The 13,033-nt window shown below is 35.8% G+C and carries 21 protein-coding genes; 4 read left to right on the plus strand and 17 right to left on the minus strand.

Annotated features, from left to right (window positions below; all coding sequences use genetic code 11):
* Window positions 1-55 precede the first annotated feature (55 nt).
* Entirely contained in the window at window positions 56-1,984 is a 1,929-nt protein-coding gene (locus tag Q7J54_04825; GenBank protein ID MDO8740865.1) for a radical SAM protein, read from the plus strand.
* 21 nt (window positions 1,985-2,005) lie between these two features.
* Here Q7J54_04825 and Q7J54_04830 read toward each other — a convergent pair whose 3' ends face one another.
* From Q7J54_04830 to Q7J54_04885, 12 genes are all read right to left on the minus strand, one after another.
* A complete protein-coding gene (locus Q7J54_04830; GenBank protein ID MDO8740866.1) occupies window positions 2,006-2,290 on the minus strand; it encodes a cation-translocating P-type ATPase C-terminal domain-containing protein in 285 nt (94 codons plus the stop codon).
* Window positions 2,291-2,586: 296 nt separating this feature from the next.
* Window positions 2,587-2,910: a hypothetical protein gene (locus tag Q7J54_04835; GenBank protein MDO8740867.1), complete on the minus strand. Its 324-nt coding sequence runs from the start codon at window positions 2,908-2,910 to the stop codon at window positions 2,587-2,589.
* Window positions 2,910-3,056 (minus strand): hypothetical protein, encoded by a 147-nt coding sequence (locus Q7J54_04840; GenBank protein ID MDO8740868.1) that lies wholly within the window; start codon window positions 3,054-3,056, stop codon window positions 2,910-2,912. Before Q7J54_04840 ends, Q7J54_04835 begins: the two co-directional genes overlap by 1 nt.
* A gap of 143 nt (window positions 3,057-3,199) precedes the next feature.
* Entirely contained in the window at window positions 3,200-4,321 is a 1,122-nt protein-coding gene (locus Q7J54_04845; GenBank protein ID MDO8740869.1) for a hypothetical protein, read from the minus strand.
* 47 nt (window positions 4,322-4,368) lie between these two features.
* On the minus strand, window positions 4,369-4,536 hold the full coding sequence (locus Q7J54_04850) for a hypothetical protein (protein ID MDO8740870.1): 168 nt from the start codon (window positions 4,534-4,536) through the stop codon (window positions 4,369-4,371).
* Between the two features lie 8 nt (window positions 4,537-4,544).
* Window positions 4,545-4,913, minus strand: coding sequence for a YkgJ family cysteine cluster protein (locus tag Q7J54_04855; GenBank protein ID MDO8740871.1), 369 nt, complete (start codon window positions 4,911-4,913; stop codon window positions 4,545-4,547).
* Complete coding sequence (locus Q7J54_04860; protein MDO8740872.1) at window positions 4,910-5,497, minus strand: hypothetical protein; 588 nt, start codon at window positions 5,495-5,497, stop codon at window positions 4,910-4,912. The genes Q7J54_04855 and Q7J54_04860 overlap by 4 nt, the downstream gene beginning before the upstream one ends.
* Window positions 5,498-5,518: 21 nt before the next feature.
* On the minus strand, window positions 5,519-6,085 hold the full coding sequence (locus tag Q7J54_04865) for a nucleotidyltransferase domain-containing protein (protein ID MDO8740873.1): 567 nt from the start codon (window positions 6,083-6,085) through the stop codon (window positions 5,519-5,521).
* Window positions 6,048-6,386, minus strand: coding sequence for a hypothetical protein (locus tag Q7J54_04870; GenBank protein MDO8740874.1), 339 nt, complete (start codon window positions 6,384-6,386; stop codon window positions 6,048-6,050). Before Q7J54_04870 ends, Q7J54_04865 begins: the two co-directional genes overlap by 38 nt.
* A 118-nt stretch (window positions 6,387-6,504) precedes the next feature.
* Window positions 6,505-7,242 carry a helix-turn-helix domain-containing protein gene (locus tag Q7J54_04875; GenBank protein MDO8740875.1) on the minus strand — a complete coding sequence of 246 codons (738 nt, stop codon included), beginning with the start codon at window positions 7,240-7,242 and terminating at the stop codon, window positions 6,505-6,507.
* Between the two features lies 1 nt (window position 7,243).
* The gene (locus tag Q7J54_04880; protein MDO8740876.1) at window positions 7,244-7,867 is read right to left on the minus strand and encodes a hypothetical protein; all 624 of its coding nucleotides are present in this window, start codon (window positions 7,865-7,867) and stop codon (window positions 7,244-7,246) included.
* A 2-nt stretch (window positions 7,868-7,869) separates the two neighbouring features.
* Window positions 7,870-8,478, minus strand: a complete 609-nt coding sequence (locus Q7J54_04885) for a nucleotidyltransferase domain-containing protein (GenBank protein MDO8740877.1) — start codon at window positions 8,476-8,478, stop codon at window positions 7,870-7,872.
* Window positions 8,479-8,689: 211 nt separating this feature from the next.
* On the opposite strand from Q7J54_04885, the gene Q7J54_04890 reads away from it, so the two are divergent.
* From Q7J54_04890 to Q7J54_04900, 3 genes are read left to right on the plus strand one after another with little or no spacing between them, the layout of a single operon-like run.
* Window positions 8,690-9,049 carry a hypothetical protein gene (locus Q7J54_04890; GenBank protein MDO8740878.1) on the plus strand — a complete coding sequence of 120 codons (360 nt, stop codon included), beginning with the start codon at window positions 8,690-8,692 and terminating at the stop codon, window positions 9,047-9,049.
* A 41-nt stretch (window positions 9,050-9,090) separates the two neighbouring features.
* A complete protein-coding gene (locus tag Q7J54_04895; protein MDO8740879.1) occupies window positions 9,091-9,321 on the plus strand; it encodes a hypothetical protein in 231 nt (76 codons plus the stop codon).
* Between the two features lie 22 nt (window positions 9,322-9,343).
* The gene (locus Q7J54_04900; GenBank protein ID MDO8740880.1) at window positions 9,344-9,655 is read left to right on the plus strand and encodes a hypothetical protein; all 312 of its coding nucleotides are present in this window, start codon (window positions 9,344-9,346) and stop codon (window positions 9,653-9,655) included.
* Window positions 9,656-9,673: 18 nt separating this feature from the next.
* On the opposite strand, the gene Q7J54_04905 is transcribed toward Q7J54_04900, so the two are convergent.
* Genes Q7J54_04905 through purD form a run of 5 tightly spaced genes read right to left on the minus strand, consistent with a single transcriptional unit; the run spans window position 9,674 to window position 13,031 of the window.
* Window positions 9,674-10,210: a methyltransferase gene (locus Q7J54_04905; protein ID MDO8740881.1), complete on the minus strand. Its 537-nt coding sequence runs from the start codon at window positions 10,208-10,210 to the stop codon at window positions 9,674-9,676.
* The gene (locus tag Q7J54_04910) at window positions 10,207-10,356 is read right to left on the minus strand and encodes a hypothetical protein (GenBank protein MDO8740882.1); all 150 of its coding nucleotides are present in this window, start codon (window positions 10,354-10,356) and stop codon (window positions 10,207-10,209) included. The genes Q7J54_04905 and Q7J54_04910 overlap by 4 nt, the downstream gene beginning before the upstream one ends.
* On the minus strand, window positions 10,353-10,820 hold the full coding sequence (locus Q7J54_04915; GenBank protein ID MDO8740883.1) for a hypothetical protein: 468 nt from the start codon (window positions 10,818-10,820) through the stop codon (window positions 10,353-10,355). The genes Q7J54_04910 and Q7J54_04915 overlap by 4 nt, the downstream gene beginning before the upstream one ends.
* 47 nt (window positions 10,821-10,867) lie before the next feature.
* Window positions 10,868-11,719, minus strand: coding sequence for a formyltransferase family protein (locus Q7J54_04920; protein MDO8740884.1), 852 nt, complete (start codon window positions 11,717-11,719; stop codon window positions 10,868-10,870).
* A gap of 4 nt (window positions 11,720-11,723) precedes the next feature.
* Window positions 11,724-13,031, minus strand: coding sequence for a phosphoribosylamine--glycine ligase (gene purD / locus Q7J54_04925; GenBank protein ID MDO8740885.1), 1,308 nt, complete (start codon window positions 13,029-13,031; stop codon window positions 11,724-11,726).
* Window positions 13,032-13,033 lie beyond the last annotated feature (2 nt).

A 13,033-nucleotide genomic window follows, 5' to 3' on the forward strand; every position in this document is an offset into this window, starting at 1 on the left:
AATCAATAGAACATTTTAATTATCTATCAAGTTATTACTGTAATGTGATAAAATAATGGCAAAACAAAAAAACTACAAAATCGCATTGTTTAGCTTACCTCCTTACCAGCCTGTTTATATGCACCCTGCAGTTCCTTATTTAACAGGTTATCTTAAAAAATATTTGCCTGATGTTGAAGTTGTTCAAAAAGATCTTAATACAGGCTCTTTGGATTATTTTTTAGGATCTACCCCGAAGTTCATGAGAAATATTGCTTCGTACAGGGATTTTCAGGGGCATAAACAAGCAAGAAGAGAACTATCTGCCAGAATAGAGCACGCAACAGAAGGAAGATTACATATTGTAAGAAACACTGTCAATTACGACTTAGCCCAAACAGGAGAGGATTACAAATCTAGAACTGGATTGCTTCAAGTTGCTCAACAAAAAGAAAGAAACTTATTTTATGAATATTTCAGAACTGAAGTTCTTCCATCTTTAGAGGGAGTTAATCTTGTTGGTCTGTCTGTTAGCGACCAGAAACAATTGGTTCCTACAATGGTTTTAGCTTCTGTGATTAAAGAACAGTATCCTGATACCAAAGTTGTTATTGGTGGAAATATAATCACAAGAAATTACGATGTTCTTTCACAGGATAATGAATTGAATAGAAGGTTATTTGATCATTTTGATTATTTGGTTCATCATGAAGGAGAAGTTGCAATTAAAGAATTAGTAGAAAGATTAAAAGAAGGTAAGGCTGTAGAAGGTGTCCCTAAACTTATTTACAGAGATGGTGGAAGAATCAAAGAAAATCTTCGGTTTGTTGTTGAAAATGTTAATGCCATTCCTGCACCAGATCTCGATGATTTAGTTGCTCAAGGAAACCATTGGACTCCTGAATTAGTAATTCCATATTTGATTGGAAGAGGTTGTGATTGGGGAGGTTGTAATTTCTGCGATATCCCTGCGGGTTATGATGGTTCTAGAACAAGAATGGAAAAAGTGACAGGCAAGAAATTTGAAGTGGAAGGCAGTACTGGAAAAAGAAGAGTCCAAGATTTGGATAAGGTTATTGAAGACCTTCGAGACCTAAAAGAAAGATATAGCACAAAGTATTTTAGTTTTGGGGATGAAGAATTGGCTGGAGATTCATTAAGAGATTTTGTTGATAAAATTTTAGAATCTGATTTAGATATAGAATGGGAATGTTATGGAAGGATTGAAGATATTTATTTAGATAAAGACTTTTGCAAAAGATTAAGAGAGGCCGGATGTAGATTTATACAGTTCGGTATTGAATCTGCCAGCCAAAAAGTTCTGGACACAAGTAATAAAGGCTACAAATCCGGATTGACTGGAAGAGTTTTGAGAAATACATATGAAACCGGGATTATGAATCATGCCTTTATTCTAATTGGATTGCCAGATGACAGTATAATTGAGGCATCTCGGCTAATTACTTTCTTAGAAGAAACTGCTCAATACATTACTACTATGAAGCCAATAATGTATAAAGTTTCAAAATGGTCTCCTATGGCATTGAAGCCAGAAACTTTTGGACTAATGCTAGATAAAGAAAATACTCCAGACCTTGAACAAAGAATAAGTGTAGAAAAAGATTCCGGGATGATGAGCAGGCATAAAGCAGGAGCATTTGTTAGATTATTAGAATTATGGGTTGCACAACATCATAAAGTGAATCCTGCAACAAGCGAATATATGTTTGCCCAGAGACTGTTTCTTTCACGAGACGAATTGGAAGAATTTGGGAGAAGCGTTGATTACCAAGTTGAACTCGGATCCAATGATTTAAAAGCAATAAAACGAGTATTTCACGGATTAGTTCAGGAATTAAAAACAAAAGCGTACGATGGTGCTGTAAATAGAGATATAAGAATAGAATATGAACAGATGTATTTGGAATTGAAAGATCAAAGAGCGCCTGAAAACTTAGAGGAGATTATTTCTTTATTAAGAAAAACAGCTTCAGTGAATTACTAAGAATTATGGCCGATCCTAACACTAAACTGTTACATTAGCAATCTTCATCTTCACAAACTTATTTATCTCCAGATAAAGCGCTCCGGCTCCTGACATGAGGATCAGCAGCAGGAATTCGTAAATGCTCAATGCGGTTGTATCAAATACATTCTGCAATGCCGGAATATAGACAACTGATATGACTGCCAGCAAAGAAACCAGCACTGACAAAATGAGCCATTTGTTCTTGAAAAATCCGACTCTTGATAATGGATAATTCACAGACCTGCACGAAAATGCCTGGTAAAGCTCGAACATGGCAATCACAATGAGCCTTCCATCTGCGGGTATTTTTGCGCCTGTTTCCAGAATTATTATATCGCCAGGTACAAGATTGATGGCATCTATTGCTTCGACTTCATTGTTTCTCAGAACACCTGCCTTTAAGGCTGAGCTTTTGAATTGATTCAGTAAAATCTCAAAAGGGCTGGTTCTTTTGCCTTCTTTAAGCTAGTTAAGGCCTATTGCTGCAGCCTTTTTGCAGCTTCCTCATTGCTTAAGCCTTTTCTTGAGCTGTTTAGGCTTTCAGAGTTTCACCAGCTGTTTTTTGATAATATTCCATCTTATTCTTTTTTCTGCCATCTCAATGATTCTTTTTTTATTTCTTTCAGATTATTCAAGAAATGCTCTAAGCAGTCAATGCCGCAGAACGATGCCTTTTTCTTGAAGTCATCCGGGCCGAAGATCAAGGTATAGTTGCTTGTGGAGTACGGATCAAGCTCATTTGCGCAAACCTTGCATATTGTCTGATGCAGTTTTTCCCTTTCTTTTATTTTGTTTTCAACGAATTTTCTCAGGTGAAAGCCGCCTTCCTCAAGGTCTCTTTTTATCTTTTTTAATTCATCTTCATCAAGGTAATCTACCACGTCCCTTAATCTTTTGTCCATTATTTCACCTCGGTTTTTGAGAACAGCTTTATCTTGATATATGAAGAAACAGAGATCCCTAGCTTTTTTGCTTCCTCTTCAATTGCAGCCTTTTCATGGTCATTAAGGTAAACATGGACCATGTTGTTTCTGGTGTTTTTTTTCATTGTGCGGGTTCTGTATTTAGTATTATTATAGTATTATTTAGGTATTTATATAGTATTTTATCAGTATTAGTATTTAAAGATTGTGATTTTCTAATAAACAACATGAAGAAGTGTGTTTAGTCTAAAAATAAGATATTCTGAGTTTACAACCCGCGACCCTTCATAAAGTATTTCGCATCACCGCCATCAACAAGCCTTGCTATCTTCTTTGTTTCGGTATCCACAATAAAGATATGCCCGATAGGGAGATAAACAAGTATGTGCCTGTCGTCAGGAAGCCATGTTGGGTCACTATAACCACTATATCTATCACCTCTCCATTGGATGATAGTCTCTGTATAATTTGGATTGGCATACATCTTTTTCATCTTAGCACTCAAATCATGTTCTATGGCAGCGGGAGCATAAGAGCTCATTTTAATACTGCCTTCGTTTATGAAAATTACTTTTTTGTAATCATTGGAGGATTCATAACCATCCCCCATTCCAGATGTAAAATCTCGTTGATATAAAGATAAAGAAGCATTGTTAATACAGGATTCGAAAGGGTCGTCTACGTATCCTTCTTCCCATGGCTTTTTCTGAGCATAACTACAAATTAAAACAGCCTTTTCAAATGAAAAGTCATATTCGAAAAATAAATCACGCCCATCGTTCTCTGAAAATATCCGTGAACCATAAACAAGAACTTTTTTGCCCTCTTTGTAAAAATAAGCATTTACTCCAACAGCTGCACTAAATCTTGAAATATCCTCTAATTCTTTTAATTCGGTAACTTGATTAGTATTAAGGTCTACGATATAAAAATATGGTTGGTCTAGTCCATTTATTTGACCATCAATGGAATGAAGTAATTTTGGATTATAATTACTATCTGTTTCAGTAGAAATAACAAACAACCAGTCTCCATCAGGTGAGAAACGTGATAAGCGTATCTTCTCACCTTTAGTTTGGAAAACAGAGGATGTTTCAGTACCATTCTCATTAGTTATATATATCTGTTTGCCTAAATGAATAGCAATCTGGTGTTTAGCAGGGTCAAGCATAAAATGGTCTACTAAACCATCAAATATTTTTTTGCTATTTGTTCGGTCGGCCTGTATTGAGTAGAGTCCATCTTGAGTAGCATAAAATATTGTTACATTAGGAGCCCATGAAATTCTTTCTTCAAATTCTATAGGAAACTGTGAACTATTGCAGCCAGATAATAAAAGAACGTTTACTAATAAAAACAGAGATAGTGTAATCCTTAATTTCAACTGCATAAGATTTTTTAACGAGTATTCTCTATTTAAAACTTTTCTTTTATATCCTAGCTCTCAAACCTTCCCTTGACCTTGTATTTGTCTGATTTCAGGATCTCTTCAACTTCCTTGTCAAACGAGTTGTCAGGCTTGTTGAACAGCCAGTGGAAGACAAAGAACGAAACAAACAGGACAACGGCGATTACAATGCCCTCTTTTGAGAATATTTCGATCATATTAGCTGCTATATCTTTGGAATATATAAATTTTTTGCATATCTGACCTTTACTTCCTCAAGATGGTGCATTGGCTTGCAGTCTTCAGCTGTTTTTTTGCTGAAAAAAGGATAATCCCTGCATGCCTTCGGCAGTATGTTATATATTTTGCATGACGTTGTGCCGTCGGTATTTTTTACCAGGAAGACGCAGTCTCCGTTGATCAGCCTCATATAGCCTTCCTGATCCTTCCTGAACGGATGGTTCATGAGAAAATCAGCATGGCCTGCAGCCTCTATCTTGGTTATATCTGATTTATTCAGCCTGAAAAGAAGCCTGCAGCACTGTCCGCAGTTCTCGCATCTGAAGCTTTTCTGTGTAATCCTCTTTTTCGTCATTCGATCTGCCTTATTATTCTTAAAAAATTATTGTCATTTATGTTATTTTTATAAATCTTGCAGCTTTCAATCATTTCTTTCCTGTTTATTTTTATACTTTTCTCTTTTAACAGTTCTGAAACAAAATCTGAGACCAGAAAAACCGAGAACTGCGTGACATTGGCTGGCCTTTCGATATAATGAGCGCGCTCGAAGTCGACCAGAACAGGTTTATTATGCTTGGTTATTATAATGTGCTTGTGCGGATGCGACATCTCTTCCTTGTTTATTTTCAGCTTGTCTAATTGATATAATTGATCATAGAGTGTTTTTATCATTTTCAATATTATATTTTTATTGTTCTCTTTTTCAATAAAATCCAGAAAATAAATGCCGTCAATAAACTCCATTCCCAGCTTTCCATTTTTAAAAAATAAAGCCTTTGGCCCGATATTCTTTTTGTTCAGTATTTTCAAGAATCTGAATTCATTCTCGATCCTGTTCTCAGCCCTGCTTTCAGGATTTTTTATTTTGATGATTATTTTCTTGTTCTTGTATTTGGAAAAATAAATCAATCCGCGCTTGCCTTTTTTGTAGATCTGCATTTTGTTATCACTTCAATTTTCCTATAATTCTTCCAGAATGTCTTTCTTTTTATATTCTACGTTGCTTCTTTTTAATATCTCATCAAATTCCATTGAATGTTCAAGAGGAATTTTTACAACGCCTGCCGAAATCCTTATCCCATTAAGCATCTTAAGAATGCCTTCTTTTTTTCTGCCTGCAAGGATATAGTTAAATTTTACTTTTTGAGAATGGTTTAATCCTTTTAAATTATACCAAAATAAGGAATACGACCTAAATCCGAGTGTTTCACAAAATTTTCTATTTTTAAAAATGCTTATGCCCTCAAAAAATACACCCGTTCTTGCCATGAATTCATTTGAAAATAAATCTTTCAGCAATATCTGTTTTATATCAATGTCTTCTTCAAGCTTTTCTTTTATTTTATTTTTTATTGCCTGAATGGCATTGAGCCTTTCCTCCAAACTTCCTGCCAGAAAGATAACAAGTATATCTATATCTCTGGCTTTATATTTTCCTTTAACCAGCGATCCGTATACAACAATATCAAATATTTCCTTTCCTGCTTTTTCAGATTTCAAGCATTTTTCTAATTTTTTCAATATCATTTTTTATCAATTCCGCGGATTCCTTGTCCATCTTTTTAGTGTAACTGTCTTGGTAAAAAGGGAAATCCCTGTCCACTATTTTGTAGATTTCTCTGAATTTCTCCTCAAGAACCCTGAATCTGTCAGAGTGGGAAGTCGGGACACGGCCTTCTTTTCTGAGGATGTATATATCGCATAAAGCAACTAGTGCTTTAAAGAAAAGAGTCGTAGCTGTATTATGCTTGCCTTGTTTAAATGCGCTTACACCGAGCTCGTAATACTCATAAAAATTTTCTTTTAATATTCCTTCCTTTTCATTCATGTATGATACAACTTAATATGAGTATTTAAGCTTTTTGGTTGTAATATACAACAATTCATACAGTACAACAAAATAACGTTATTTTGTAGTTTATGTTGTACAATACAACAAAGCTCAATCATTTCCTCGCCTGTTTCCACATTAGCTTAAATTGATTCAGGTAGCTCATTGCATTGTCCTTGTTCTTAATAACAACAGCAATCGGCGGCTTTGCAGTCCAGATAAATAAGATTACTGTGTCTTTGTAGATCATTGTGTCTGTAATGCTTGAATATTCCTTTGGATGAAATCTTGCTTCGCCAATATAGTCTTTTAATAATTGAGAATTTTTTTCTTTTATTTCTTCATTAAAGATGCAATACGATTTTATTCCTTGCTTTCTCTTTCTTTTCTGCCACAGCTCCCAGTATGGGCCCATTATATCTTTAAACAATCCAGAAACTCCAAAATCATAATATTCTCCTTTATTGCCAAGCTCTTCCAGTATTTTGTCCAATACAGAGCGAATTCCTTTAATGCCATAATAAACAGTAACTTCCTGCTTTTCCTTGCTTGCTTCTAATCTTGATTTAAGAATCGGCATTATTTCTTGTAATTTTTCCTGCCTTTCCTTTAAAACATCCATCAATCGTTCAGGGCTTGCAGGCTCAAAATGCTGCTTTTTGCCTTTAATAACAGATGAAACAAGGCCTTTTTCCTTTAATCGCTGCAGGATCTGATAAGTTGTTCCCCTATGCAGGCCTGTTTTCTTGATTACTGCCCCTGCTAAAGTTGATCCTGTTTCTATTAATGCAAGATAGACTTTTGATTCTGCTTCTGACAAGCCTAGCTCTTCTAAAACATCAAGTTCCGGCATTTTATACCATCAACTGCCTTATTATGTTGATAAATTCCTCTGCAGTATTGATCGCTCGTATTGCATTGTATTCCTCTACACTAAGTGTTACATTATAGGTAAAGGTTTCTCTGTCATTTCTCACCAGGTCATACTGTTTAGCATACTCGTAGGCTTTTTCTTGAAAGTCTTCAACACTGATTTTTTGAATTTGAGCAGTAGTTTCGAAAGTCTTTAAATATTCTTCATAAAGATGTTTTGCTAACTTTTTAGTTTTGACTAAATAATACAGTATAATATACTCCGTCGTTATATGAACTCCCCTTAAGCCTTCCCTTAGTTTTGTTTTGTATTTTAATGCCAAAAATGCATGAACAATATAGTACATGGAATAATAAGCAGCAGCTACAGCTTCTGCATAATCTTTATATCCTTCACCGACCTTGAGGATCTTTTTATCAGAGTCCTCTTTAGAAGCATTATAGATGAGTTTTGCTGTTTCCAATCTGTTCCTGCTTTTTTCCCGATAGAAATCAGCAATTTGGTGCTTTTCTGTTTCAGAGAGCTTTTTCAGATCATTCGATTGGGTAAGCTCTAAAATTCGTTTTTCTGCAATTATGATCTTCTTTTCGATTAAATCCTGCATTTTCATCTTTTATACGCCCCATTCAGTAATTGATAATACCCTTCTACACCATATAAAATAACATGGTATTTTCTCGCTTCATTTCCTATATTTAATGCACCGGGATTAAGAATCATTTCCCTAAAATCATTTGTATCGATAAAATTCGGCGCTTTTTTTACTTTTGTGTACGCTTTGTGCATTGCATCTTCTATTTCACGTATATCTTTTTTATCCCGAACAATAATTAATAAGTCAAGGTCGGATTTTGCTGTTTGAAGTCCTTTAGCATAAGAGCCAAAAACAAGCAAAATAAAAAAAAGATTCTTGGCAGATATAAAAATATCTTCAAGCATCACTTGTATCCACGGGTATTTTTGCAGTAAGTCCTTTTTTCTTTTTAGTTCAATATCAACAAAAACAGGGGTTGGCGCGAATTCATTTAATGTGACAATCTGTGCAGGGGGAACAGGCTCTTTTTTAATGATGTTTTTCTTCTCCAGATCAGCAATATTATTGTAAACCAAGGTATATGACTTGCCTAGTTTTTTAGCAATGCCTCTAATGGTAGGCTTCTCTTCGGGATGGCTTAATAAAAAAACTAAAATTTGTTCTTGGGTCTTGGTTAGCATTTTTTATTATACTAATGGTAGTATCAACTGATATTAATTATAAGTTATATAAAAATGTTTTGTTTTTGACTCTGACAATACAGGCAAGTAAAAGCAAAGCGTCTATTTAAATCTTTCTATTCTGTCGTCTTGATTAAGACTACAATAATTTAAATACCTGCCACACTATTACTACTATGAGGTAAGTAAATATAAGATGATGTGAGGAAAAATGAAAACAAACCGAGATACGGTATTGATGAGCGGACTGCACGACCTGGTCGCAGAGGGGGTCTTGCATTTCAGTGAATATGATGTGGATTGCATAAAGAGTAACTTGGACAGCCACACCACATACTACATAGACTCGACCAAGAATCTGGGCACTCACATAGCCGACATGGTAAAAAGCGACAAGATAGGTATAGTGGCCAGAAACTGGACCATAATGGACCGCGTGGATACCGCACTGACAAAGAGAGATTATCGATGTGATGACTCTTCGTGGGGCAACCATGGCAGTTATGGGATGTACAGTTACCACAAGGATACCAGACTGAATAAAACCCATCTGAGAATAACAAAAGACTGAGATTAACTAAAAAAAATAATAAATCAAGGAGGTAAAGGAAAATGGAAAGACAATACCAAGAAATTTACGGTGGAACAGTTGATGTGTCAAGAGAGGAAGAAACTCTCAAATATGGATTAACTGAAACAGGAACACTTAGTGAGAGAGGTTTAAGAAGCACAGTAGAACAGATAAGAAATGAATTTTTAGATAGTGCTTTGAGAACACAAAAAATTATTGGTAAACCTATCTCACTCGAATATACAATATATGAAATTTCGGAGAAAAAATAAATAAAATCAGAGGTAAATGAAAATGGTATCGATAGATGTGTATAAAGCAAAATATTCAGGCAAAAAAGAAGATTGGCAAAGTACTTATTACGCCGATTCAGATGAAGCATCTTGCTTTACTAGTTATCTAAAAGGGGATACCTTGAGGGAATTAGCAGAAAATCTACCGAAAATTCCAGTAGACTATACTCGTGGAGTGTTTGAAATAAACTACTCACCGCCTTTTCATACAAAAGTGTCTTCTGGTGGTATAATCAAGTTAAAGCACCTTAATTTATTAGAAAGAAGAATTTTCGAGTATTATTTAAGTAAAAATTTGCGAAAAGAAGGTTGAAGTTATTGCAAATCCATTTTATTTTTGGATCAAATAAACCATCAAATCCTCAAAAAACACGTGCTTTTTGCACAATAATCTGTATTTTAACTTGTTTTTCTTTATCAAACTATTAATCATTCTCGGATTTGTCAGCGATGAAAAAACCATCAGAATAATGCCTTCTTTTTTAAGATAGTTATTTGCTTTGCTCAGAAACCTTTCAATAACCTCATATCCTTTTTTGCCGCCTTCTATGGTTATATCCTTGACTTTCAGATCAGAAGGCAGATAAGGCGGATTGAAGATAATGGTGTCAAATTTTATGTTTTTAACATTGGAGAACAAGTTGCTTTGCCTGAATGTTATTTTTTTGTTTTTATTTTTATTTTTTAAATGATCAATAACATCTTTTTGCACATCTGATGCAATAACTTTCTTTACGTCTTTCTTTTTTGCTGCTTCTATTGCCTGTATCCCTGAGCCTGTTCCGAGATCAAGCACAACTCCTCTTGCATATTTCCTGACTTGCTCCGCTAATAAATAAGAATCATCACTAGGCTCATAGATCGTCATTTTCCAGGATTAAGCCCTTCACACATTGTAATGAGATTTCCGCAGTTGTCGCATTCATAATTAGTATAGCGGGAATTGCCGCTGTCCATGACACCTTTTCTGACCATCTTCCCGACTTTGCATTTTATGCACAGAATATTGTTCATTTGAATTCCTCATCTATTTTTTTAACATACTCTTTTACCCTTGCTAATATTGAGCTTAATAAAAAGCTTTCTATTTTCTCGTTGAATACATCAAGGATCATTGAATGCTCTGTAATTCTGTACATGTTATCTATTTTTTCTATCAGGAACAAATCCCTCAATCTTTTTAGCTGCCTTCTTATGTTTGATCCTGCTATTCCGAGCATTGCAAGCTTATGGCTTTTTCTGAGCTCTTTAACCTGCTCTTCAACATCAACACTGCTTAATTCTTTCTTGTTTTTCTTAGCATCCAATAAAACATAGAGAACATCAACAACAACATCTCGGGAATCACCTGGCTGCAGCAAGCCAAGGCTCAGGCATAATTTTTTAACAAGATCCCTTCTTTCAAGGTTTTGCGGCTTTTCATATCTCCTTAAAGTTATTTCAGCCAGCGGCGTGTCTTTCGAGACTTTTTGATCCATGGTCATTTATTAGAATAGCTTGTTTATATAGGTTTTGATTGAAGGTTTTATTTCACCTGAAATCCTCCATATCCAACAGCTTTTTCATCAGCATAAACAGTTCGCCATTCAGTGTAATGGGTTTTTTTAGTTCCTAATGCGATCCTTCCCTCTGCTATCATCTTCAGTACAGTTGTCAGGGCAGGCCAGTCGCTAATTTCTTTCTGCCTACCTTGATGGCCTTTCTTTTCTTTTGTTCCATCAATATATTGCCGTAAAAGAGCGTCTCTTTCCTGAACCGGCAATCTTAAAAATTCTTCATCAACAGGCAAAACATGCCCCTGTGCCAGAATCTCGCCATGGTCTGGCTTTCCGTCAACTATTATTACCGATGACCTTGTTTTTGTTTCACCTGCTTTTATCGCATCATAAACAGCATCATCCCCGATGTATTTTCTGCGTGGCTCATTATACTGATAAACCTTAACAAAATGGTCTCTGGAATCCCTTGGAATGGAAAATTCTGAAAAATCCAGAATAGAAAGATCAGCAGGATGCACATTGATTATTTTATCTTTAAAACAGCTTAACAAGGGTTCTTTAACCAGCCTCATATAGCCGCCGAGAACAATAAGATCTATTGCAAAGTCATTTTCTTTCTCATACCTTTTTAATAGATCCAATATCCGCTTATTATAGTCAATGCTTTTTTCACCTTCTTCTTTTTTAAGAAACCTCTTCTCAACATTAGCCAGCTCTTCAAGTACCAATAGCCCAGCATTCTCTTTATCTGAAAAGATCAGTTTCGGCTTTATCACTTTAGCGCATTCCCTCAGGTTAGTCCCAGATCCAGATCCAAAGCCGACCCAGTTGAAATCTTCGTATTTGCCTGAATAGATTGGAGTTATTTTTTCTGTCATTTTCTCATAAAGCCTTATTTGCTATATCTTTTCTATAGATAAATACAATCTTATTATTCAGCCTTGTTGTAGTGTCATCAATAAAGTGTACTGCTTTATAAGCTCTTGATCGGGCATCTCTGATTCCATCAGCAGAATATACAGTAACTCCCAATACTCTTCCGCCCGTGGTCACTATCTGCCCATCTTTTATTCCAGTACCTGCATGGAACACTTTAACATCAGACAAGCCAGAAACCTCTTCAAGACATCCGATCGGCAACCCGGTTTCATATTTTCCAGGATAACCATTGGAAGCCATCACAACGCAGCAAGAAGCGCCTGGATTGAACTCAACATTTACTTCGTCAAGTTTTCCATCGAGAGCAGCTGAGATTGCCGGATATATGCCTCCCTTAAACATCATAACAGATGGCTGGGCTTCAGGATCTCCAAATCTACAGTTATATTCTAGAATCTTAAGCCCATCTTCCGTCATAATAACAGCGGCATATAAAAACCCTTTGTACTCTCTGCCCTCCCCTTTCATTTTCCTGACTAATGGAGTCATCATTGTATCTGCAACATACCTTACCACCCCTTTGTCTGCAATAGGAGCTGGGCCATAAGCACCCATTCCACCCGTATTAGGACCCAAATCATTATCAAGCAAACATTTATGATCTTGCACAGACATTTCTAAAGGAATTACTCTTTCACCATCAGAAATTCCAAAAACAGAAAATTCCTGTCCAAACAATCTTTCAGCAACCAAAACATTAGGCCCATACAGCTTAGCATGGTCCTCTAATTTAGATAAAGCTTCTTCTTTGCTACCACAGACATAAACACCCTTTCCTGCCGTCAAACCGCGGGCTTTAATAACAACGCCTTTGCTTGTACTCATTTGGTGTATGGCATTTAAAGCTTCTGATGTTGTAGAGCAGCAAATAGATCTTGCCTGAGGAATACCTGAGTTCGCCATTAAATCATGCGATAAAAATTTGTCAGATTCTATTTCAGCAGCAACACTTCTTGGGCCAAATATTCTATAAAACCCCCTTTGGTTGAAAATATCAACAATGCCGTCAACCAAAGGTTGCTCTGGACCGACAACAACCATATAAACCTTTTCGTTCATAACAAGATCATAAAGTCTGTCAACATTCTCTTTTTTTGCCACATTAATGTCCACATTCCTGCATTTTTCATCTTTTCCAGTTCCTGCATTTCCAGGAGCATATAGTACTTCATCCACTTTAGGATCCTGAGCAATACTCCACCCTAATGCATGCTCTCTTCCGCCTGATCCAATAACTAAGACTTTTGCCATTT

The organism is Candidatus Woesearchaeota archaeon, from assembly GCA_030651135.1.
Taxonomy (GTDB): Archaea; Nanobdellota; Nanobdellia; order Woesearchaeales; family JACPBO01; genus JACPBO01.

Coding starts and splice junctions, on each gene's coding strand:
- Q7J54_04825 (MDO8740865.1), top strand. CDS start 56: ATGGCAAAACAAAAAAACTACAAAATCGCATTGTTTAGCTTACCTCCT.
- Q7J54_04835 (MDO8740867.1), bottom strand. CDS start 2,910: ATGGACAAAAGATTAAGGGACGTGGTAGATTACCTTGATGAAGATGAA.
- Q7J54_04840 (MDO8740868.1), bottom strand. CDS start 3,056: ATGAAAAAAAACACCAGAAACAACATGGTCCATGTTTACCTTAATGAC.
- Q7J54_04845 (MDO8740869.1), bottom strand. CDS start 4,321: ATGCAGTTGAAATTAAGGATTACACTATCTCTGTTTTTATTAGTAAAC.
- Q7J54_04850 (MDO8740870.1), bottom strand. CDS start 4,536: ATGATCGAAATATTCTCAAAAGAGGGCATTGTAATCGCCGTTGTCCTG.
- Q7J54_04855 (MDO8740871.1), bottom strand. CDS start 4,913: ATGACGAAAAAGAGGATTACACAGAAAAGCTTCAGATGCGAGAACTGC.
- Q7J54_04860 (MDO8740872.1), bottom strand. CDS start 5,497: ATGCAGATCTACAAAAAAGGCAAGCGCGGATTGATTTATTTTTCCAAA.
- Q7J54_04865 (MDO8740873.1), bottom strand. CDS start 6,085: ATGATATTGAAAAAATTAGAAAAATGCTTGAAATCTGAAAAAGCAGGA.
- Q7J54_04870 (MDO8740874.1), bottom strand. CDS start 6,386: ATGAATGAAAAGGAAGGAATATTAAAAGAAAATTTTTATGAGTATTAC.
- Q7J54_04875 (MDO8740875.1), bottom strand. CDS start 7,242: ATGCCGGAACTTGATGTTTTAGAAGAGCTAGGCTTGTCAGAAGCAGAA.
- Q7J54_04880 (MDO8740876.1), bottom strand. CDS start 7,867: ATGCAGGATTTAATCGAAAAGAAGATCATAATTGCAGAAAAACGAATT.
- Q7J54_04885 (MDO8740877.1), bottom strand. CDS start 8,478: ATGCTAACCAAGACCCAAGAACAAATTTTAGTTTTTTTATTAAGCCAT.
- Q7J54_04890 (MDO8740878.1), top strand. CDS start 8,690: ATGAAAACAAACCGAGATACGGTATTGATGAGCGGACTGCACGACCTG.
- Q7J54_04895 (MDO8740879.1), top strand. CDS start 9,091: ATGGAAAGACAATACCAAGAAATTTACGGTGGAACAGTTGATGTGTCA.
- Q7J54_04900 (MDO8740880.1), top strand. CDS start 9,344: ATGGTATCGATAGATGTGTATAAAGCAAAATATTCAGGCAAAAAAGAA.
- Q7J54_04905 (MDO8740881.1), bottom strand. CDS start 10,210: ATGACGATCTATGAGCCTAGTGATGATTCTTATTTATTAGCGGAGCAA.
- Q7J54_04910 (MDO8740882.1), bottom strand. CDS start 10,356: ATGAACAATATTCTGTGCATAAAATGCAAAGTCGGGAAGATGGTCAGA.
- Q7J54_04915 (MDO8740883.1), bottom strand. CDS start 10,820: ATGGATCAAAAAGTCTCGAAAGACACGCCGCTGGCTGAAATAACTTTA.
- Q7J54_04920 (MDO8740884.1), bottom strand. CDS start 11,719: ATGACAGAAAAAATAACTCCAATCTATTCAGGCAAATACGAAGATTTC.
- purD (MDO8740885.1), bottom strand. CDS start 13,031: ATGGCAAAAGTCTTAGTTATTGGATCAGGCGGAAGAGAGCATGCATTA.